Raw genomic sequence first — 21,395 nt, forward strand, 5'->3', positions numbered from 1 at the left:
TGCTGATCACCGGCGAAAGCGGCACCGGCAAGGAAGGGATGGCGCGTTTCATCCATAACCGCAGCCCGCGTGCCGACAAGCCGTTTGTCAGCGTCAATTGCGCGGCCATTCCGGAGCAATTGCTGGAATCGGAATTGTTCGGCCATGAAAAGGGCGCCTTCACTGGCGCCGTGGCGCGGCGTATCGGCAAATTCGAGGAAGCCAATGGCGGCACGCTGCTGTTGGATGAAATCACCGAAATGGATATCCGCTTGCAGGCCAAGCTGCTGCGCGCCATCCAGGAGCGTGAGATTGACCGCATCGGCGGCAACAAGCCGGTGAAGGTGGATATCCGCGTGCTGGCCACCTCAAACCGCAATCTGAACGAGGAAGTGGCCAAGGGCACTTTCCGCGAGGATTTGCTGTTCCGCCTCAATGTGGTGAACCTGAAGCTGCCGCCGTTGCGGGCGCGGCCGGCCGATATCGAATTGCTGGCGATCCATTTTGTGAAAAAATATGCCGAGGTGAATGCCGTGCCGGTGCGGCCGCTGGCAGCGGCCACATTGGCGGCGCTGAAACAGGCACCGTGGCGTGGCAATGTGCGCGAGCTGGAAAACACCATGCACCGCGCCGTGCTGCTGGCCAGCGGCGAGCAGATCGAGGTTGAGGCCGTGCGGCTGCCCGATGGCACCGGCCTGGCCGAAGCCGCCGGCATCGCGCCGAGCGCCGGCTCGGCTGCGGGTGCGCCGGCTGCGGCACAGGCGGCAGGTCAGGCGCCAGGTCAGGCCACCGGCCCGGGCGGCAGCCTGGTGGGCCGCGCCCTGGCTGATGTGGAACGCGACCTGATCATCGACACATTGAAACATTGCCTCGGCAACCGGACCCATGCCGCCACCATCCTTGGCATCTCGATCCGCACGCTGCGCAACAAGCTGAAGCAATATACCGACGAAGGCGTTGCCGTGCCTTTGGCGAATGACGGATCGCGCGTGCCGGCATGAGCCGGCATCGCGAGCCATGAATTAGGAATACCATGACCGAGATCGTTCCCAGCGATACAGGTGCAGGTGCCGGCCCCGGCATTGGTGCTCGTCTGCGTCAGATGAGCCGGCATGGTGATATCTTTCTTGCCATCGGCGTCATGCTGGTACTCAGCGTGCTCATCCTGCCGATGCCGCCGCTGCTGCTCGATATCGCCCTGGCGATTTCGATCACCTCGGCTGTGCTGGTGCTGATGACCTGCCTTTTTGTCACCCGGCCGCTGGAATTCGGTGCTTTCCCCACCGTGCTGCTGATCACCACGATGCTGCGCCTGTCATTGAATCTGGCCACCACCCGCTTGATTCTGGGTAATGGCCATGAAGGCACGGATGCTGCTGGCCATGTGGTGGAGGCTTTCGGCCAGTTTGTCATGGGCGGCAGCCTGGTGATCGGCATCATCGTCTTCTCGATCCTGGTGATCGTGAATTTTGTCGTCATCACCAAGGGTTCCGGCCGTATCGCGGAAGTGTCGGCGCGTTTCACCCTGGATGCCATGCCCGGCAAGCAGATGGCGATCGATGCCGATCTTTCAGCCGGCCTGATCGACGAAAATCAGGCGCGCACCCGGCGCAAGGATCTGGAGGATGAATCCAGCTTCTTCGGTGCCATGGATGGTGCCTCGAAATTTGTGCGCGGCGATGCTATCGCCGGCATTCTGATCACTTTCATCAATCTGATCGGCGGCATCCTGATCGGTGTGCTCGATAAGGGGCTGACCTTTAGCCAGGCCGCCAATACCTATTCGATCCTGACTGTTGGTGACGGCCTGGTGTCGCAGATTCCGGCGCTGGTGATTTCGGTGGCGGCCGGCCTCATGGTGTCGAAAGGCACCGCCACCGGCACCACGGATCAGGCCCTGGCGTTGCAGCTTTCCGGTGTCAAGGCGCTTGGCATGTCGGCAATTCTGTCGCTCTGCTTCGCCCTGATTCCGGGCATGCCGTTTTTCCCCTTCCTGCTGCTGGCGTTGGTTCTCGGTGGCCTGGCCTATGCCTCGCGTGAACAGGAGAAGCAGCGCAAGATTGATGCGATCCCGCCACCAGCACCGGCACCGCCGCCGGTCAACCCGCTCGACGAGCCGGTGACCAATGCTTTGGCCATCGACGATCTGCGGCTTGAGCTTGGCTTTAGCTTGCTGCCGCTGATCAATGATGCGCGCGGTTATCGCCTGACCGACCAGATCAAGGCTTTGCGGCGCCAGATTGCCATTGATATGGGCTTCATCATGCCCAGCGTGCGCATCCTGGACAATATGCAATTGCCGGGCAATTCCTATGTGGTGCGGGTGAAGGAAGTGGAAGCGGCGCGTGGCGAGGTGCGGCCCAGCATGCTGCTGGTGATGGACCCGCGTGGCGAACGTATTGCCCTGCAGGGTGAGGAAACCATCGAGCCGACTTTCGGCCTGCCCGCCATGTGGGTGGATGACAGCATGCGCGACGAGGCGATGTTCCGTGGCTATACCGTGGTTGATCCCGGCACCGTCATCACCACCCATCTGACCGAGGTGGTGAAGGATAACATGGCCGATCTGCTGTCTTTCGCAGAGACGCAGAAGCTGATCGAGGAATTGAAGAAGAATAACGAGAAGCTGGTGTCGGAAGTGATCCCGAACCGCATCAATGTGAACGGCATCCAGCGCGTGTTGCAGAATCTGCTGTCCGAACGGGTCTCGATCCGTGACTTGGCTACGGTGCTGGAAGCCATCGCCGAGGCCACCGGCTATACCCAGAGCGTCACCCAGATCACCGAGCATGTGCGCGCCCGCCTGGCGCGGCAGATTTCCAATGCCAATGTGGGCCCGGATGGTTTCATCCCGCTGGTCACGCTGTCGCCGGCCTGGGAGCAGGCCTTCGCCGAATCGCTGATCGGCCAGGGCGAGGACCGCCAGCTTTCCATGGCGCCGTCGCGCTTGCAGGATTTCATCGCCGGCGTGCGCCAGACCTTCGAGCGGCTGGGCGGCGAAGGGTATGTGCCGGTGCTGCTGGTCAGCCCGGGTGTGCGGCCCTATGTGCGCTCGATCATCGAACGGTTCCGGCCGGCCACCATCGTCATGTCGCAGCAGGAGGTCCATCCCAAGGCCAAGCTGCGCACATTGGCTCAGATCTGATGCGGGGGAGGGGTTAGAAGATGCGGCTTAAAACCTTCACCGCCACCAGCATGGCCGAGGCCATGGACATGGTGCGCAGCCAGCTCGGCGAGGATGCGATCATCGTATCCACCACGCAGAGCCGGGCCGATAACCGGGTTGAGATCACCGCAGCGGTGGAATCCGATTCACCGGACGATTACGCCACCGCCGAGGCCCAGGCCTTGCGCGATCATGCGCGCTACGGCGCCAATACACGCGGCTTTGTGCCATCGGAAGATTTTGGCGCCGATGTGGCTGCCGCTGCCTATGCCGACGAATTCGCCGAATTGCTGCATGGCGCGCTATCGTGGCATGGTGTGCCGGCGCGGCTGGCCGAAAGACTGACCCAGGCGGCGTTGCGGGTTGGCCTGGAAGACATGCCGGGGTCTCTGGCCGAGGCGCTGGACGAGCATTTCCGCTTTCCCGGCCTGTCGATGGATAATCGCCCGGTGCTGCTGGTTGGCCCGGCCGGCGCCGGCAAGTCGATTGCGGTGGCCAAGATTGCCGCCCGTTCGGTGCTGGAGCGGCGCAATGTGCATGTGATTTCCTGCGATCTGGCGCGGGCTGCGGCCGGCGAACAGCTTGCCGCGCTGTGCCGGGTGATGGCGGTGCCGTTCACCGAGGCCGCCGATCCGCGTGAACTGACCGCGATGATGGCGCATACCGGTGAAGCCAAGATTGTGATAGACACGACCGGGCTGAACCCGTTTCAGCCCAAGGAACGCGGCCCGCTCAAGGAACTGATCCAGGCTTCAGGCGCCGAGCCGGTTTTGGTGCTGCCGGCAGGCGGCGATCCCGGCGAAGCGGCCGAGATTGCCGGCATCTTCGCCACGTTGGGCTGCCGTCGTTTCCTGCCCACCCGGCTGGATGCCAGCCGCCGGCTGGGTGGCCTGCTGGCTGCCGCCGATGCCGCCGGCCTGGCCTTTGCCGATGCCGGTTGCAGCCCCTATGTCGGCAAAGGGTTTGAGCGGCTTGATCCGCTGCAACTCGCCCACTGGCTCTTGCGCGACCCCGATAGCGGTGTTAGCGCCAACCTGACCTCGAAGGCCGCCGAATGACTGTGATCGCCATGCAATCTAATACGCCGTCCATTCCGCCCTCTGCCCAGCGTCCGCTGCGCCATCCTGCCGCACCGGTGCGGCAGGCCAATATCATCGCCGTTGCTTCCGGCAAGGGCGGTGTGGGCAAAACCTGGCTGTCGATCTCGCTGGCGCATTGTTTCGCCCGCCAGGGTATCCGCACCCTGCTGTTCGATGGCGATATCGGCCTTGCCAACGTCGATATCCAGCTTGGCCTGATGCCGGATCGGGATCTGGGCAGTGTGATTGCCGGCCGCTTCAGCCTGGCCGATGCGGTGATGCCGTCTGAGGCCGGCTTCGATATCATCGCCGGCAAATCGGGTTCGGCCAGCCTGGCGACGCTGGATCAGGCGGCGCTGAACGGCCTGCGTGACGAACTGAGCCTGTTGGCGCGCAGCTATGACAAGGTAGTGATTGATCTTGGCGCCGGTGTGGATGCCGTGGTGCGCACCTTGTCGCAGGCCGCCGGTGTTACCCTGGTGGTGACCAATGACGAGCCGACCGCGCTGACCGATGCCTATGCCTTCATCAAGCTGGCGCGTATGGCGGATCGGAATGCTGATCTGCGCGTGGTGGTGAATATCGCACCGACTACCCGCGAAGGCGAGCGCACCCATGCCAAGCTGACCAAGGCGGCGGAGAATTTCCTCAAATATTCGCCACCGCTGGCCGGCGTGATCCGGCGCGACGAGAAAGTGCGCGACGCGATCCGTAACCAGATGCCGTTGCTGGCCCGCCATCCAAGCTGTGATGCCGCCCAGGATGTGGAGGCGATTGCCGCCGGGCTGCTCGGCGCGGTTGCCGCGCATCGCTAAGCCATGATGATGCGGCCGCGATGAGCGAGATCGGCCGCATCGCCCCAGCCGTGCCGGGGCAAACCACCCCGGCAAGCCCGGCCCCTGCTACACCGGCACCCGCCGCGCCAGCCCCGGCTACACCGGCGCCCGCCACGCCAGCCCCGGCTAGCAACACACCGGCTGGCGGCGCCAACACCATCCTGCAATCAGACAACGATACCGTGCGCACCAGCGATGTGGCGCGGGCGGCGCGCGATGGCGCCACCGTGCAGGCCCAGGTGGTGGCGCGCGACGGCAATGCTTTTGTGCTGCGCAGCCAGTCCGGCACGGCCTTTGTCATCACCGCCAATCCCACCCTGGCTGCCGTGCTGGCCCAGGGCAGCAATGTGCGGCTGGCCGTGCTGCCGGGCAGCCCGCCCTCGGTCAGCCTGCTGGCTGCCAATGGCATCACGCTGCAACCGCCCTTGAGCGCTTTGTTGCAGAACCCGACGCCGACCCAGCTGGCGCTGGCGGTGCCGCAGGTGGGCCAGGCGGCGGCGGCATTGCTGCCCAATCCGGGCCAGAGCCTGGCCGGCACGGTTCTGCCCAGCAATATGCCGGCCACACCGCAGGCCGGACAGGCCGGCGCCCAGGCCGCGATCCGCGCCGCCGAGCCGGGAACACTACCGCCGGGCAGCGCGGTGCAGATGGTGGTGCGGGCGGTGGCCGCCCCCGGCGCCATGCTGCCGCAATCGGCGCAGCAGGATGCCGCCGGCCAATCCACCCTGCCCGCCGCGCTGGCCGGGCAGGCCGCGGGCAAGGCCGGCCTGTTGGCGGGTGTGGTCACTGGCCAGAACGCCACCGGGCAGATTCTGCTGCGCACCCCGCAAGGCATGCTGGCGCTGGATTTGCCGCAAGCCCAGGCGCTGGCCCTGGCGCCGGGCAGCCAGTTGGCGCTGGAACTGACCTCGCTGGCGCGGCCGGCCGCACCGGCGGTGACGCAACTGGCGCCGCTGCCGGCTGCCGGCATCTTGCAGCGCCTTCAGGGCGGCTGGCCGGCGATGCAAAGCGTGCTGGATGCCTTGCGCGCCAGCAATCCCGATCTGGCCGCCAAACTCAGCCAGGCCCTGCCGCAGGCGAATGCCCGGCTGGCCGCCAACGCGCTGCAATTCATGGCCGCCTCTGCCATCGGCAATGCCCAGGCCTGGCTTGGCGCAGAGGCCAGCAAGGCGCTGAAAGACGCCGGCAAGGGCGATCTGCTGGCCAAGCTGGACGATGATTTCCGCGATCTCGGCAAGCTCAACCAGCGTGGCGGCGATACCGACTGGCAGGCGCTTACCCTGCCGATGCTGGTGCAGGGCCGGGTCGAGCCGGTGCAGGTTTTTATGCGCCGCCGCCGCGACCGCAGGAAAAACCAGACACAATCCCGCTTCATCCTGGATTTCAACCTGGAAAGCACCGGCCCGGTGCAGTTTGACGGCTATATGGCCGATAAGCGGCTCGATCTGGTGCTGCGTTCGCTGACCGAATTCGGCCCGGCTTTCAAGCTCGACGTGCAGCAGATATTCGACGACGCCATGGCGATCACCGGCATGACCGGATCCTTGCGTTTCCATGACCGCGAGCCGCCGATCCCCTGGCCCACCGAGCCCGGGCTGGAGATCGGCGCCGGCCCGCATCAGAGCGTTGAGGTTTAGTGTGTATGCTCCTGATTGCAGCCAGCCAATTCCGCCCTTGCCAAGTGTGCATTTCAGCGCTAAGTGTCGCCTCGCCTGCCGGGTGTCGACCTGCCGGGCAAAACAAGTCCGTGTGTTTGAATCCCGCCGGGTGTCGACCTGCCGGGGCAACTGAAAGGCCAAAACGATGAGCTACAAGGTAGCTGTGGTCGGTGCCACCGGCGTGGTGGGCCGCGAAATGCTGAACATCCTGCATGAGCGCAAGTTTCCGGTTTCGGAAGTGGTGGCGCTCGCCTCGCGCCGCTCACTCGGCAAGGAAGTGTTTTTCGGCGACAAGAAGCTGAAGGTGCAGGCGCTGGAAGATTTTGACTTCCGCGGCACCGATATTGCGCTGTTCTCGGCCGGCGGTACCACTTCGGGCGAATGGGCGCCGAAGGTGGCGGCGCAGGGCGCCGTGGTGATCGACAATTCGTCATTCTGGCGCATGCACGAGGATGTGCCGCTGATCGTGCCGGAAGTGAATGCCGATGCCATTGCCGGTTACAGCAAGCGCGGCATCATCGCCAACCCGAATTGCTCCACCGCCCAGCTGGTGCTGGCGCTGAAGCCGCTGCATGACCGCGCCCGTATCCAGCGCGTGGTGGTTGCCACCTACCAGTCGGTATCCGGTGCCGGCAATGACGGCGTGGTGGAACTGGAACGCCAGACCAAGGCGATCTTCGTCAACGATCCGATCGAGAAGAAGAAGTTCACCAAGCAGATTGCGTTCAACGTAATCCCGCATATCGATGTCTTCATGGAGGATGGCTTCACCAAGGAAGAGTGGAAGATGATGGCCGAGACCAAGAAGATTCTCGACCCGAAGATCAAGCTCACCGCCACCTGTGTGCGCGTGCCGGTCTTCATCGGCCATTCCGAAGCGGTGAATATTGAATTCGCCGACCCGATCTCGGCCGAGGAAGCGCGCGACATCCTGTCCGAAGCGCCGGGCGTGCAGGTGCTGGATCGCCGCGAGCCGGGCGGCTACATCACGCCGCTGGAATGCGCCGGTGATTACAACACCTTCGTGTCGCGTATCCGTGAGGATATCACGGTGGAAAATGGCCTGGCGCTGTGGGTGGTTTCCGACAATCTGCGCAAGGGCGCGGCGCTCAACGCGGTGCAGATTGCCGAAGTGCTGGCTGCCCGTCACCTGAAGAAGCAGGCCGCCTGAGGCTATAAATGGCGGAAAACGGCGCCGACCAGACCCTGGTTGGCGCCGTTTTGTATTTTTGTTCCGATTTTAACCGTTAACAAAATATCCCGTGCTTGCTGCCGTCAATTTGGGTAGTTTAGGGCGTAGATTTTTTGAATGGGTCCCGGAAAGTCGGGACAGCAAAGGTTTTCGGCAGAATGCCCGAAAAATTGGACGATAGCGGCGGGAGCTATAGCTTCACGTCTATCGACACGCTGATCGGTGGCAGCGGCGATGATATCGTCACGCTGACCCAGACTGCGGCCGGCGGTCGTATCGATCTGCTGGCGGGTGACGACAGCCTGACCCTGGCCGATGGCGCCAACCGCCTGACAATCGCCAATATCGAGACCATCACCGGCGGTAGCGGCGCCGATATATTGACCCTCACTGCGACGGTGAATGGCGCCAGTATTGATCTCGGCGCCGGGTTGGACCGTGTGGTGCTGGCTAATGGCGGCAACACGCTGAGCATCGCCAATATCGAAACCCTCAGTTCCGGCCTTGGCACCGATATTGTCACGCTGGAATTGCCAAGCACCAATTCCAGCATTGATCTCGGCGGCGGCAGCGATCAGGTGCAACTGGCCGATGGCGGCAACCGGGTGACGGTGGCCAATGTTGAGAAGATCACCGGCGGCACCGGCGAAGACAAGGTGACGCTGGGCAATCTTGGCACCAACACCACAATCAGCAGCATCGAAAGCGTGACCGGCGGCACTGGCGGCGATACCGTCACGCTGGGCGAGACCGTGAACGATGTTGTCGCCAATCTGGGTGCCGGCGCCGACAAGCTGATTCTGGCCGATGGCGGCAATGCGGTCAGTATCGCCAATGTTGAAACCGTGGCCGGCGGCACCGGCGATGATGCCATCACCGTGCAGGGTCCGGCGGTGAATGCCCGCTACGACCTGGGCGATGGCGACGACACCGTGATCCTGTCCGGTTCGATCAACACGATCACCGTCACCAATGTGGAAACGCTGGTGGCCGGCGGCGGCGCCGATACGGTCACCTATGGCAACACGTTGTCGGGTGTGCAGGTTGATCTTGGCCTCGGGCAGGACAAGCTGGTGCTGGCCAATGGCGGCAATGACATCACGGTCAGCAATACCGAAACCATCCAGGGCGGCACCGGTGCCGATGTCATCACGCTGGATGGCAGCAATAGCGGCGGCCTGAAGATCGACCTGGGCAATGGCAGCGACAGCCTGACGCTGTCTGACACGCCGAACAATATCACGCTGAGCAATGTGGAAACCCTGATCGCCGGTAGCCAGGCCGATACGATCACCATGGGCAGCAAGCTGATCAACACCACGATTGATCTGGCCGATGGCGCCGACAAGCTGACGCTGGCAGCAGGTGGCAACACCATCACGGCGGTGAATATCGAAACCATCCAGGGCGGCACCGGCGCCGATATCGTCACGCTCGGCACCAGCACCGGCGGCATGCTGGTCAATCTCGCTGCCGGTCTCGACAAGCTGACGCTTGGCGATGATGGCAACACCATGACGCTGGGCAATATCGAAACCGTGCTCGGTGGGGCCGGCGACGATACCATCACGCTCAATTCCGGCTCTTCGCGCTCCAGCCTCGATCTTGGCGACGGCTACGATACTGTGACGCTGCTTTCCGGCATCAACAATGTGACGCTGACCAATGTGGAATCGCTGGCCGGCGGTGCGGGTGCCGATACCGTTGTGCTGCTCACCAACATGGTCAATCAGACCATTGATATGGGTTCGGGCGCCGACCGCCTGACCCTGGCCGCTGGTGGCAACGCGCTGACACTGGCCAATGCAGAAACCGTGACCGGCGGCAGCGGCGCCGATGAGATCACCCTGGCGGCCGGTGCGGTCAACATGCGGGTTGATCTGGGGGCTGGCAACGACACCCTGGTGCTGGGCGATTTCGCCAACACCGTGGCGGTGACCAATGTTGAAACCCTGGTCGCCGGCAGTCAGGCCGATATCATCACCTATCTGTCGCAGATCACCGGCGGTACTATCGATCTTGGCGCCGGCAGTGACCGGCTGACCCTGGCGGCCGGCGGCAACACACTGACCGCCAGCAATATCGAAACCGTTACCGGCGGGGCCGGCGCCGATACGGTCTATCTGGTCGAACCGGTGACGAATATTTCGGTTAGCCTGTTGGCCGGGGCCGACAAGCTGATCCTGGCCGATGGCGGCAACAGCCTGACGGCATCCGGTGTTGAGACGCTGACCGGCGGCGCCGGGGATGATGTTGTCACCCTGGGCGCCGGCAGCACCCTCAGCAATCTGGAAATGGGCGATGGCGCCGATACGCTGACCCTGTTCGCCGGCAATAACAGCGTCACCGTTGCCAATGTTGAAAGCATCGTTGGCGGTAATGGCGCCGATAACATAGTGCTGACCACGCAGCTTGTCGGCACTGAAAGCATCGATCTCGGCCTCGGCGCCGACAAGCTGAAACTGGCCGATGGCGGCAATCTTCTCACCATCGCCAATGTGGAGACGCTGACCGGTGGCGATGGTGCCGATGAGGTGACGCTGGGCGCCGCTGCGGTCAATATGCGGGTTGATCTTGGCGATGGCGTCGACACCGTTGTGCTTGGCAATTTCAGCAACAATATCACCATCGCCAATGTTGAAGCCATCACCGCCGGTACTGGTGATGACAGCATCACGCTTGGCTCGCAGATCACCGATGGCAGCATCGATCTTGGCAAGGGCAACGACAAGCTGACCCTGGCAGCCGGCGGCAACAGCCTGACCGTGACGAATATCGAAACCCTGACCGGCGGCAGCGGCGCCGATACCGTCACGCTGGCGGAAACCCTGTCGCAGGCCAGCATCAATCTCGGCCAGGGCGCCGACAAGCTGGTGCTGGCCGATGGCGGCAACATCCTGACGGTGGGCAATACAGAGACTATTGTTGGCGGCACCGGGGATGACGCCCTGACACTCGGCCCGGCAATCTCGGCCAGCAGCCTGGATCTGGGGGATGGCACTGACAGCATCCAGCTCGGCGCCGGCATCAATTATGTCACCCTGACCAATGTTGAATCGATTACCGGCATTTCCGGTGCCGATACAGTTGTGCTGCTCACCGCGATGACCAGCGGTGAATTGATTGATCTTGGCGCCGGCAATGACCGGCTGACCCTGGCCGATGCCGATAACATCCTTTCCGTGGCGAATATCGAAACCCTGACCGGCGGCACCGGCAGCGACGAAATCACCATCAATGGCGCGGCGGTTGGCGCCCGTTATGATCTTGGCGATGGTGTTGACAGTCTCAAGCTGGGCAATTTCGCCAACACGATCACCCTCTCCAATGTCGAAATCCTGGTGGCCGGCAACCAGGCCGACAATGTCACTTTCGCCACCCGCCTGACCGATGCCAGCATCGATCTGGGCGATGGCAGTGACAAGCTGGTGCTGGGCAATTTCAGCAATGCGGTCACTTTGTCCAATGTTGAGAATGTGGTGGGCGGTATTGCCAATGACGTGGTGTCATTTGCCGATGCGGTGACCGATGTCAGTATCAATCTTGCGGTTGGCCTGGATCAGATCCTGCTCGCCAACGGCACCAATAATATCACTGTGGGCAATGTCGAAACCATTCAGGGCGGCACCGGCAACGACACGGTGGTGCTGAATGTCTCGTCCACTGGCGTGATGATTGATCTGGGCGATGGCGACGACCGCATTGTGCTAAGCGGCGGCATCAACCGCATCACCGTCGCCAATGTGGAAACCATCACCGGTTCAAGCGGCTCGGATACCGTCACCCTGCTGACCGGCCTATCCGGCGACGAGGTGATCCAGCTTGGCGCCGGCGCCGACAAGTTGGTGCTGTCGGATGATGGCAACGTGCTGACCATTACCAATATCGAAACCCTGATCGGCGGCAGCGGTTCCGATGATGTCACGCTGGGCAGCACGGCCAATTCGATGACCATCGATCTCGGCGATGGCAGCGACAGCCTGACCCTGGGCGATTTCAGCACGATCGCCACCTTGTCCAATGTTGAAGTTCTGGTGGCCGGCAGCGGCGATGATGGCATCACCTATGGCACCCGGCTGACCGATGGCGGTGTTGATCTAGGCGCCGGCAATGATCGCCTGACTTTGGCCAATGGCGGCAACACTGCCACGGTGGGCAATGTTGAAACCCTGATCGGCGGCACAGGCGCGGATATTGTCACGCTGGATGCCTCGGTCACGCAGATGCTGGTCAATCTGGGCCTTGGCTTCGATCAGTTGACCCTGGCCAATGACGGCAACAGCCTGACGGTATCGAATGTCGAAACCCTGACCGGCGGCACCGGCGCGGATATTATCACGCTGGGTGTCGCCACCACCGGCATGCGTATTGATCTTGATACCGATGCCGATCAACTGATTCTCGCGGCCGGCGGCAACACCCTGACGGTCGCCAATGTGGAAACCATCACCGGCGGCGCCGGTGCCGATGTGGTGACGGCGGCCACTGCTTTCCTGGCCGGCGACCTGGTTGATCTGGGCGGCGGTGCCGACAAGCTGACCTTGACCAATGATGGCAATGTATTGACCATTGCCAATATCGAGACGCTGACCGGCGGCACCGGTGTTGATGAAATCACGCTGACCGGCGCTGTGAGCGGCCTGCGCATTGATCTCGGTGCCGGCAATGACAGCCTCACTCTCGGCAATTTCACCAATACGGTGACCATCGCCAATATCGAGACACTGATTGCCGGCAGCGGCACCGACACCGTGACCCTTGGCGCCCGCGTCACCGATTACAGCATCGATCTGGCGGATGGCAATGACAAGCTGATCCTGGCCGACGGCACCAACAGCCTGAGCGCCACCAATATCGAAACCATTACCGGCGGTACTGGCGCTGACACGGTGACACTGTCGGCCGGCATCACCAGCGGCCTGATCAATCTGGCCGGCGGGCTTGATCGTCTGATTCTGACCGATGGCGCCAGCAACCTCACCATTGCCAATGTCGAGACCATCACCGGCGGCATCACGGCGGATAATGTGGTGCTTGGTATCGCTTCCAGCGCGGTTAATATTGATCTTGGCTTCGGCGCCGATAGCATCAAGCTGATTTCGGGCAATAATTTTGTCACCATCGGCAATGTCGAAACCATCACTGGCGGCAGCGGTTCGGATATCATCACGCTGACCAGTGTGCTGGTAGGCGATGAGATCATTGATCTCGGCCTCGGTCGCGACAAGCTCACATTGGCCGACGGCGAGAATCTGCTGACTGCCACCAATATCGAAACCATTATCGGCGGCAGCGGCGATGACGCCGTGGTGCTGGCGGCCGGCGCCACCGGGATGACAATTGATCTGGCCGGCGGCGTTGATCAGCTTTATCTGAGCGATGACGCCAATGTGCTGACGCTTTCGAATGTTGAGTTTGTCACGGCCGGCGCCGGCGATGACAACATCACCTTCGCTACTACCTTTGCCGATGCGTTGCTCGACTTTGCCGATGGCAATGACACATTGGTGCTGGCGGCGGGCGGCAATTCGGTCACAGTGTCGAATATTGAAACCGTGCAGGGTGGCTCCGGCGCCGATAATGTGACGATGAGTCTTGGCGTCACCGGCGTGTTGATCAATCTGGGCGCCGGCAGCGACAGCCTGGTTCTGGGCGATGGCGGCAATGTTGTCACCATCGGCAATGTTGAATCGGTGCAGGGCGGCAGCGGCGACGATACTGTAACCCTCACCCTGGCGGCTTCGCCGATTGCCGTAGACCTTGGCGATGGCGGCGATTATCTGGCCTTGGCTGCGGGTGGCGGCACGGTCACGGTGGGCAATGTTGAAACCCTGGTGGCAGGCAGCGGCGCGGATGTTGTGGTGCTGAATAGCAATTTGCTGGCCGGCGAGAGTGTTGATCTGGCGGGGGGCAGCGACAAGCTGACCCTGGCCAATGGCGGCAACAATCTTTCGGTTGCCAATGTTGAAACCATCATTGGTGGCAATGGCGACGATACGGTGGCGCTGAATGCGGTGGCTTCCGGTATCCGGGTTGATCTGGGTGATGGTATCGACACCCTGAATCTGGCGCATTACGCCAACAGTCTCACCCTGGCCAATGTCGAAACATTGAATGGCGCCAGTCTGGTCGACAGTATCGTGTTCTCATCGGCGGTTGATGGTGCGGTGATTGATCTGGCAGGCGGCATCGACCGGCTGACCCTGGCCAATGGCAACAACAATGTGACGCTGAGCAATATTGAGAGTATCGCCAGCGGCAATGGCGCCGATGTGATCACGCTGGGCCTGCCCAGTGCCGGCATCCGGCTGGAATTCGGCATCGGCAAGGACACGCTGATTCTGGCTGATGGCGGCAACACGCTGACCGCTGCCAATATCGAGACGATCATCGGCGGGGCCGGCGAGGATCATGTTGAATTGGGGCCGTCGGCTACGGCGCAATCGATTGATCTGGGCGCCGGCAGCGACATGCTGACCCTGTCCTATGGCACCAATCTGGTCACGGTCAGTAATGTCGAGACAGTGACCGGCAGTTTCGGCAATGACACCATCGTGATGGCGGCGGGCGATATTGTTGCCTCCGAGATCGATGGTGGTCTTGGCGATGATGTCATCAGCGGCAGTGATGGCGAAAACACCATCATCGGCGGCCTTGGCACCAACACACTTTCCGGCGGCGGCAGCAGCGATGTGTTTGTTTATGCCGGCGGCGTGGATGTGATCCTGGATTTCAGCGGCTCGAATGGCGATGGTGATCGCATCGACCTGGCCGCTGCCGGTGCCTTTGATTTTGACTATGTGCTGTCTGCCGCCAGCCAGGTTGGCAAGGATGTGCTGCTGGATTTTGGCAATGGCTACACCGTCACCCTGATCGGCCAGGTGGTGGAAGACCTGCAATCCGGCGATTTTGTCTACAGTTTGTAGGCTTCAGCGCACCCGCTCGATTGCCGGTTCGCGGCTGGGATTGCGCATTTCATCCTGTGCCGCCGCATAAAGCATGTCCGGGCTGCCATTGGTGATGGCATGTTTCAGCACGCCATAGCAGCCGGCCATGGCAAAGGCGGTGGCCTTTTTCACATTCTTGCCGCGTAGCAGCCGGGCCAGGAACAGGGCGGCAAACAGGTCGCCGGCGCCTTTCGGCGTGGCGGCGCCCAGATCCGGCATCGCCGCCAGCCAGGCGCCATCGTTATTCACCGCCAATGCTTCCACCATGCCGCGGCCACCATCCTGGCGATCCAGGCTGGTGGCCACCACAATGCGCGGCCCGGCCGGATTGAGCTTGCTGCGCAGGATATCGGCGGCGGCGAGCGCCGAGGGCAGGTCGGTGATGCGCCGGCCGGTCAGATGCTCCAGCTCGAAGCGGTTCGGCGTGGCGCTGTCGGCATGCGGCAGCAGATATTCGTTGAAATAGCTGACCAGCGCCGGATCGACATAAAGCCCGGTATCGGCATCGCCCAGCACCGGATCACACAGCCAGTGGAAAGCCGGATTGGCTGCCTTGGCCTGGATCATCGCCCGTCCGGCAGCCTGGGCGATGGCGGGGGTGCCGAGCCAGCCGCTCAAGCCGCCGCGTAAGGCCCGCCAATGCGGCAACGTGGCCAGGGCGCCAGCCCAATGGTCGATCGCCGCCGGATCGGTGAAAACCGGCGCCGGCCCGCCCTGGCCGGGATAAAGCTGGCCGGGATGGAAGGCCAGGATCGCTGCCGGAATCGCCCAGACCTCAAATCCCTGGCGCAGCAGGGGCAGGCTGGCGGCCGAATTGCCGACATGGCCGTGCAGCACCTGGCTTTGAATGGCGAGCACGGTCATGCCGCGACTCCTCGATGGTTTGGATGGGGTCCAAGTATTATTGTTGCGTCCACTATGCCTGTCGCGGTGGAAGCTTGCCACCGGTAAGCCGGCGATTATAGTGGCGCAGCTCGTTCTTCGCAGATGCAGCATGAGGATTCGCCATGGCCGATAGCGTCCGTCCCCGCCGTTCAGTGCTTTACATGCCAGGGTCCAATGCCCGGGCGCTTGACAAGGCGAAGACGCTGCCGGCCGATGGCCTAATTCTCGACCTGGAAGATGCCGTGGCGCCGGATGCCAAGGCCATGGCGCGCGAGCAGGTTTGCGGCGCCGTGCGCGGTGGCGGCTATGGCGGGCGTGAATTGATCATCCGCGCCAATGGCTTTGATACCCCCTGGGGCGAGGCCGATATCATTGCGGCGGCCCAGGCCGGGCCGGATGCGGTGCTGCTGCCCAAGGTGGAGCATGCCGCCCAGGTGCAGCGCGCCGCCGATCTGCTGGCACAGCATGGCGCGCCGGAGGCAATGACAATCTGGGCGATGATGGAAACCCCCAAGGGCATCCTGCATGCCGAGGCGATTGCCGCCGCGCATCCGCGCCTGACCTGCCTGGTGATGGGCACGTCCGATCTGGTGAAGGATTTGAATGCGCGCCACACGCCGCTGCGCCTGCCGGTGGCGGCCTCGCTGTCGCTCTGCCTGCTGGCGGCGCGCGCCTATGGCCTCAGCATCCTGGATGGTGTTCATCTTGATCTCGATGACGATGCCGGTTTTGAAGCCGCCTGCCGCCAGGGCCTGGATTATGGCTTCGATGGCAAGACCCTGATCCACCCCAAGCAGGTGGCGCCGTGCAACACGGTATTTGCGCCTTCCGAAGCCGAAGTGGCGCGGGCGCAGAAAATCATTGCCGCCTTCGAGTCTGCCACGGCAGAGGGCAAGGGCGTGGTGCTGGTGGATGGCAAGCTGATCGAGAACCTGCATGTTGAGCAGGCCAAGAAATTGTCGGCGCTGGCCGCCGCCATCGCCAAGCTGGAGCAAATGGCATGAGCAACAAGACCAATCTGGGCAATTTCCTGGAGGATTTCCGGCTCGATCAGGAAATCCGCCATGCCACCCCGCGTACGCTCGGCTGGGGTGATGTGGCGCTGTATACCAGCCTCTATGGCAGCCGCTTCCCGGTGCCGTCGGCTGATAGTTTCTCCCGCAAGCTTGGCCTCAAACGCGCCCCGGTCGACGATCTGCTGGCCTTCCATATCGTGTTCGGCAAGACCGTGCCGGATATCTCGCTCAATGCGGTGGCCAATCTGGGTTATGCCGAATGCCGCTGGCTCGCCCCGGTCTATCCCGGCGATACGCTCACTGCGGTCAGCCGGGTGATCGGCATCAAGGAGAATTCCAACCGCAAGACCGGTGTGGTTTATGTGCGCAGCCAGGGCTACAAGGATGGCGACGAACTGGTGCTGGATTTTGTCCGCTGGGTGATGGTGAAAAAGCGCGACGAAACTGCCGAAGTGGCAGCCGAACGGGTGCCGCAGCCGGCCCTGGCGGTGCGCGCGGATCAGCTCCGCGTGCCGGCCGGGCTGGATTTCACCCAGTATGACTGGCAACTGGCCGGCAGCCGTTTCGGCTGGGAAGATTATGCCATTGGCGAGAAGATCGACCATGTTGACGGCATGACCATCGAGGAGGCCGAGCACCAGCTTGCTACGCGGCTTTATCAGAATACTGCCAAGGTGCATTTTGATCAGTTTCGCCAGGGCCAGGAGAAGATCGGCCGCCGCCTGATCTATGGCGGCCATATCATCAGCCTGGCGCGCTCGCTCAGCTTCAACGGCCTGGGCAATGGCGCCTTCATGGCGGCGATCAATGGCGGCCGCCATGTCAATCCCAGCCATGCCGGCCACACCATCTATGCTTGGTCGGAAATTCTCGACAAGGCCAGGATCGACGGCCGTGGCGATGTCGGCGCCCTGCGGGTCCGCACGGTGGCGCTCAAGGACCAGCCGGCCACCGGCTTCCCCGACAAGGATGCTGAGGGCAAATACCTGGATAACGTGGTGCTGGACCTGGATTACTGGGTGCTGATGCCGCGTAAATAACACCGTCAGGCTGCATTTAGTGGCCTTGCGGCGCTGGCCGCCTCGGCCTGTGGCCTGGGGCGCGCCATTACCCTTGCGATAGGCCCGGTCGGGGAGTAAGAAAGCGCCGGAATCGTTGACTAGACCGGGGTGGGTTCTACAATCCTCTCTGGCTTTCCGGGTGCCGGGAAGGGATGCCAGCAGCATCCCACCGGCGCACCGCCCCAGATCGAAGGCGAAACATGGCGAATGTAGAACGACCGCTTTCCCCCCATTTGCAGGTTTATCGCTGGCCTATCACCATGGCCACTTCAATCCTGCATCGCGCCACCGGTGTTGGCCTGGGCGTCGGCACGCTGCTGCTGGCCTGGTGGCTGGTGGCCGCCGCTGCCGGGCCGGAGTATTTCGCCCTGGTGCAGGGCGTGCTCGGCTCATGGCTCGGCCGCCTGGTGATGTTCGGCTTTTCCTGGGCATTGTTCTATCATCTCTGCAATGGCCTGCGGCATCTCTACTGGGATATCGGCCGTGGTTTTGAAAAGGCCACCGCCGCCCGGCTGTCCTGGCTTGTCATCATCGCCTCGGTGGTGCTGACCCTGGTGGCCTGGATCCTGGCCTATGCGTGGAAGTGAGGGGCGCGCCATGACCAACAACACAAAGACCATGCGCAGCCCGCTCAAGCGTGTGCGCGGCCTCGGCTCGGCCAAGGAAGGTGTGCAGCATTGGTGGGTGCAGCGGGTCACCGCCGTGGCCATGGTGCCGCTGCTGCTGATCCTGGTGGTGGTGATGCTGAAACTCGGCAGCGCCGATCATGCTGCCGTGGTGGCCGCTTTCAAACATCCCCTGCTGGCGCTGATTGCGCTGCTGGCTGTGCTGGCGATGTTCTGGCATCTCAAACTTGGCCTGCAGGTGGTGGTAGAGGATTACATCCATGTCGAGGGCACCAAGATCGTGGTGCAGCTCGTCCTCACCTTCGCCGTGATCCTGGTCGGTGCGCTCTGCGCGCTGTCGATCCTGAAGCTGTTTTTCGGAGCCTGAGCAATGCCCGCAGCCTATAACGTCACTGAACATTTCTACGACGTGGTGGTTGTCGGCGCCGGTGGCGCCGGCCTGCGCGCCACCATGGGCATGGCCGCTGCCGGCCTCAAGACCGCCTGCATCTCCAAGGTTTTCCCCACCCGCAGCCATACTGTGGCGGCGCAGGGCGGCATTTCCGCCGCCTTGGGCAATATGGGCGAGGATAACTGGCGCTGGCATATGTACGACACCGTGAAGGGGTCGGACTGGCTCGGCGACCAGGATGCCATCGAATATATGTGCCGCGAGGCGGTGCCGGCGGTGATCGAGCTGGAGCATTTCGGTGTGCCGTTCAGCCGCACCGAGGAAGGCAAGATCTACCAGCGCGCCTTCGGCGGCATGACCAAGGATTACGGCAAGGCACCGGCGCAGCGCACCTGCGCCGCTGCGGATCGCACCGGCCATGCCATCCTGCACACGCTGTATCAGCAGGCGCTGAAATATGACACCGAGTTTTTCATCGAGTATTTCGCCCTTGACCTGATCATGGACGAAGACGGCGTCTGCCGTGGCGTGATGGCCTGGAATCTGGCCGATGGCAGCATCCATCGTTTCCGCGCCCATATGGTGGTGCTGGCCACCGGCGGTTATGGCCGCGCCTATTTCTCCTGCACCTCGGCGCATACCTGCACCGGCGATGGCGGCGGCATGGTGCTGCGCGCCGGCCTGCCATTGCAGGATATGGAATTTGTGCAATTCCATCCCACCGGCATCTACGGCGCCGGCTGCCTGATCACCGAGGGTGCGCGCGGCGAGGGCGGCTATGTCGTCAATTCCGCCGGCGAGCGTTTCATGGAGCGTTATGCCCCCTCGGCCAAGGATCTGGCCTCGCGTGACGTGGTCAGCCGCGCCATGACCATGGAAATCCGCGAAGGCCGCGGCGTTGGCAAGAACAAGGATCATATCTACCTGCATCTGGATCACCTTGATCCGGCGGTGCTGGAAGAACGCCTGCCCGGCATCTCGGAAAGCGCCCGTATCTTTGCCGGCGTGGACGTGACCAAGCAGCCGATCCCGGTGCTGCCCACCGTGCATTACAATATGGGCGGCATCCCGACCAATTATCATGGCGAAGTGCTGACGCTGAAGGATGGCAATCCGGATAGCGTGGTGCCCGGCCTGATGGCGATCGGCGAGGCAGCCTGCGTCTCGGTGCATGGCGCCAACCGGCTCGGCTCGAATTCGCTGATCGACCTAGTGGTGTTTGGCCGCGCTGCTGCCATCCGTGCCGCCAAGGTGGTGGAGAAGGACGCCAAGCATCGTGATCTGAAGAATGCCGGCGACGATGCCCTGGCTCATCTGGATCATTTCCGCCATGCCAAGGGCGGCAGTTCCACCGCCCGCATCCGCGACAAGATGCAGCGCACGATGCAGAATAACTGTGCCGTCTACCGCACCGGCGAGGTGCTGGAGGAAGGTGTGCGCCTGATCGACGATGTGAACCGCGAGATGGCCGATATCGGCGTGCAGGATCGCAGCATGGTGTGGAATTCCGATCTGGTGGAAACGCTGGAACTGGATAACCTGATCGGCCAGGCGGTGGTGACCATGCATGGTGCCGCCAATCGCAAGGAAAGCCGCGGCGCCCATGCGCGCGAGGATTTCCCGGATCGCGACGACCAGAACTGGATGAAGCATACGCTGAGCTGGCTCGACAAAAACGGCAAGGTGACCACCGATTATCGCCCGGTGCACACCTACACGCTGACCAACGAGGTCCAGTATATCGAACCCAAGAAGCGCGTTTACTGAGGTAGCCCCACCCCATGGTCGCTTTCACACTGCCGAAAAACTCCCGCCTCACCGAAGGCAAGGTCCATGCCGCCCCAAGCCAGCAGGGCGGCGCCGAGCAGCGCCTCAAGACCTTCAAGGTCTATCGCTGGAATCCGGATGACGGCCAGAATCCCCGTGTCGACAGCTATACCGTCGACATGAATGATTGTGGCCCGATGGTTCTGGATGCGCTGATCAAGATCAAGAACGAGATCGATCCGACGCTGACCTTCCGGCGCTCCTGCCGCGAAGGCGTGTGCGGTTCCTGCGCCATGAATATTGATGGCTCCAACACCCTGGCCTGCACCAAGGCCTGCGACGATGTGGATGGCGAGGTGAAGATTTACCCGCTGCCGCATATGCCGGTGGTGAAGGATCTGGTGCCCGACCTGACCAACTTCTATGCGCAATATGCCTCGATCAAGCCATGGATGCAGTCGGAAAGCCCGGCGCCGGCGCGTGAGCGTCTGCAATCCAAGGAAGACCGCGCCAAGATTGACGGGCTCTACGAATGTATCCTGTGCGCCTGCTGCTCCACCTCCTGCCCGAGCTATTGGTGGAATTCGGATCGTTATCTCGGCCCCGCCGTGCTGTTGCAGGCCTATCGCTGGATTGCCGATAGCCGCGACGAGATGACCGGTGAGCGGCTGGATAATCTGGAAGATCCGTTCCGGCTGTATCGCTGCCACACCATCATGAACTGCACCAATACCTGCCCGGAGGGCTTGAACCCGGCCAAGGCAATTGCCGAGATCAAGCAGCATATGGTGG

14 protein-coding genes are annotated in these 21,395 nt (G+C 62.4%); 13 read left to right on the forward strand and 1 reads right to left on the reverse strand.

Annotation, left to right across the window (positions count from 1 at the left end):
- The 7 genes from KBB36_RS17230 to KBB36_RS17260 form a co-directional block, all read left to right on the forward strand.
- Positions 1-980, forward strand: a 980-nt coding sequence (locus KBB36_RS17230) for a sigma-54 dependent transcriptional regulator (RefSeq protein WP_290983729.1), incomplete at its 5' end; no start/stop codon positions are given.
- A gap of 101 nt (positions 981-1,081) precedes the next feature.
- Positions 1,082-3,124, forward strand: coding sequence for a flagellar biosynthesis protein FlhA (flhA, locus tag KBB36_RS17235; protein ID WP_290983766.1), 2,043 nt, complete (start codon positions 1,082-1,084; stop codon positions 3,122-3,124).
- Positions 3,125-3,144: 20 nt separating this feature from the next.
- A complete protein-coding gene (locus KBB36_RS17240; protein WP_290983732.1) occupies positions 3,145-4,203 on the forward strand; it encodes a GTP-binding protein in 1,059 nt (352 codons plus the stop codon).
- The gene (locus tag KBB36_RS17245; RefSeq protein ID WP_290983734.1) at positions 4,200-5,039 is read left to right on the forward strand and encodes a MinD/ParA family protein; all 840 of its coding nucleotides are present in this window, start codon (positions 4,200-4,202) and stop codon (positions 5,037-5,039) included. The genes KBB36_RS17240 and KBB36_RS17245 overlap by 4 nt, the downstream gene beginning before the upstream one ends.
- A 20-nt stretch (positions 5,040-5,059) precedes the next feature.
- Positions 5,060-6,697 carry a hypothetical protein gene (locus KBB36_RS17250; protein WP_290983737.1) on the forward strand — a complete coding sequence of 546 codons (1,638 nt, stop codon included), beginning with the start codon at positions 5,060-5,062 and terminating at the stop codon, positions 6,695-6,697.
- Positions 6,698-6,863: 166 nt separating this feature from the next.
- Positions 6,864-7,889, forward strand: a complete 1,026-nt coding sequence (locus tag KBB36_RS17255) for an aspartate-semialdehyde dehydrogenase (protein WP_290983740.1) — start codon at positions 6,864-6,866, stop codon at positions 7,887-7,889.
- 179 nt (positions 7,890-8,068) lie between these two features.
- Positions 8,069-14,836 (forward strand): calcium-binding protein, encoded by a 6,768-nt coding sequence (locus KBB36_RS17260; protein ID WP_290983743.1) that lies wholly within the window; start codon positions 8,069-8,071, stop codon positions 14,834-14,836.
- Positions 14,837-14,839: 3 nt separating this feature from the next.
- Here the strand turns inward: KBB36_RS17260 and pdxY are convergent, their stop codons facing one another.
- Positions 14,840-15,721, reverse strand: a complete 882-nt coding sequence (gene pdxY / locus KBB36_RS17265; RefSeq protein WP_290983746.1) for a pyridoxal kinase — start codon at positions 15,719-15,721, stop codon at positions 14,840-14,842.
- A gap of 143 nt (positions 15,722-15,864) precedes the next feature.
- Here pdxY and KBB36_RS17270 point away from each other — a divergent pair, with 143 nt between their 5' ends.
- The 6 genes from KBB36_RS17270 to KBB36_RS17295 form a co-directional block, all read left to right on the forward strand.
- The gene (locus KBB36_RS17270) at positions 15,865-16,746 is read left to right on the forward strand and encodes a CoA ester lyase (RefSeq protein ID WP_290983749.1); all 882 of its coding nucleotides are present in this window, start codon (positions 15,865-15,867) and stop codon (positions 16,744-16,746) included.
- Positions 16,743-17,798 (forward strand): MaoC family dehydratase, encoded by a 1,056-nt coding sequence (locus KBB36_RS17275; protein ID WP_290983751.1) that lies wholly within the window; start codon positions 16,743-16,745, stop codon positions 17,796-17,798. The genes KBB36_RS17270 and KBB36_RS17275 overlap by 4 nt, the downstream gene beginning before the upstream one ends.
- Positions 17,799-18,019: 221 nt before the next feature.
- Entirely contained in the window at positions 18,020-18,406 is a 387-nt protein-coding gene (sdhC, locus tag KBB36_RS17280) for a succinate dehydrogenase, cytochrome b556 subunit (RefSeq protein WP_290983754.1), read from the forward strand.
- A 10-nt stretch (positions 18,407-18,416) separates the two neighbouring features.
- Entirely contained in the window at positions 18,417-18,812 is a 396-nt protein-coding gene (gene sdhD / locus KBB36_RS17285) for a succinate dehydrogenase, hydrophobic membrane anchor protein (RefSeq protein ID WP_290983757.1), read from the forward strand.
- A 3-nt stretch (positions 18,813-18,815) separates the two neighbouring features.
- Positions 18,816-20,603, forward strand: a complete 1,788-nt coding sequence (gene sdhA / locus KBB36_RS17290; protein WP_290983760.1) for a succinate dehydrogenase flavoprotein subunit — start codon at positions 18,816-18,818, stop codon at positions 20,601-20,603.
- Between the two features lie 14 nt (positions 20,604-20,617).
- Positions 20,618-21,395: succinate dehydrogenase iron-sulfur subunit (locus KBB36_RS17295; protein ID WP_290983763.1), on the forward strand; the 778-nt coding region annotated here is incomplete at its 3' end.

The organism is Ferrovibrio sp., from assembly GCF_017994015.1.
In the GTDB taxonomy this organism is placed as follows: Bacteria; Pseudomonadota; Alphaproteobacteria; order Ferrovibrionales; family Ferrovibrionaceae; genus Ferrovibrio.

Coding starts and splice junctions, on each gene's coding strand:
- KBB36_RS17240 (WP_290983732.1), top strand. CDS start 3,145: ATGCGGCTTAAAACCTTCACCGCCACCAGCATGGCCGAGGCCATGGAC.
- KBB36_RS17255 (WP_290983740.1), top strand. CDS start 6,864: ATGAGCTACAAGGTAGCTGTGGTCGGTGCCACCGGCGTGGTGGGCCGC.
- KBB36_RS17260 (WP_290983743.1), top strand. CDS start 8,069: ATGCCCGAAAAATTGGACGATAGCGGCGGGAGCTATAGCTTCACGTCT.
- sdhA (WP_290983760.1), top strand. CDS start 18,816: ATGCCCGCAGCCTATAACGTCACTGAACATTTCTACGACGTGGTGGTT.
- sdhD (WP_290983757.1), top strand. CDS start 18,417: ATGACCAACAACACAAAGACCATGCGCAGCCCGCTCAAGCGTGTGCGC.
- KBB36_RS17275 (WP_290983751.1), top strand. CDS start 16,743: ATGAGCAACAAGACCAATCTGGGCAATTTCCTGGAGGATTTCCGGCTC.
- pdxY (WP_290983746.1), bottom strand. CDS start 15,721: ATGACCGTGCTCGCCATTCAAAGCCAGGTGCTGCACGGCCATGTCGGC.
- KBB36_RS17250 (WP_290983737.1), top strand. CDS start 5,060: ATGAGCGAGATCGGCCGCATCGCCCCAGCCGTGCCGGGGCAAACCACC.
- sdhC (WP_290983754.1), top strand. CDS start 18,020: ATGGCGAATGTAGAACGACCGCTTTCCCCCCATTTGCAGGTTTATCGC.
- KBB36_RS17270 (WP_290983749.1), top strand. CDS start 15,865: ATGGCCGATAGCGTCCGTCCCCGCCGTTCAGTGCTTTACATGCCAGGG.
- flhA (WP_290983766.1), top strand. CDS start 1,082: ATGAGCCGGCATGGTGATATCTTTCTTGCCATCGGCGTCATGCTGGTA.
- KBB36_RS17245 (WP_290983734.1), top strand. CDS start 4,200: ATGACTGTGATCGCCATGCAATCTAATACGCCGTCCATTCCGCCCTCT.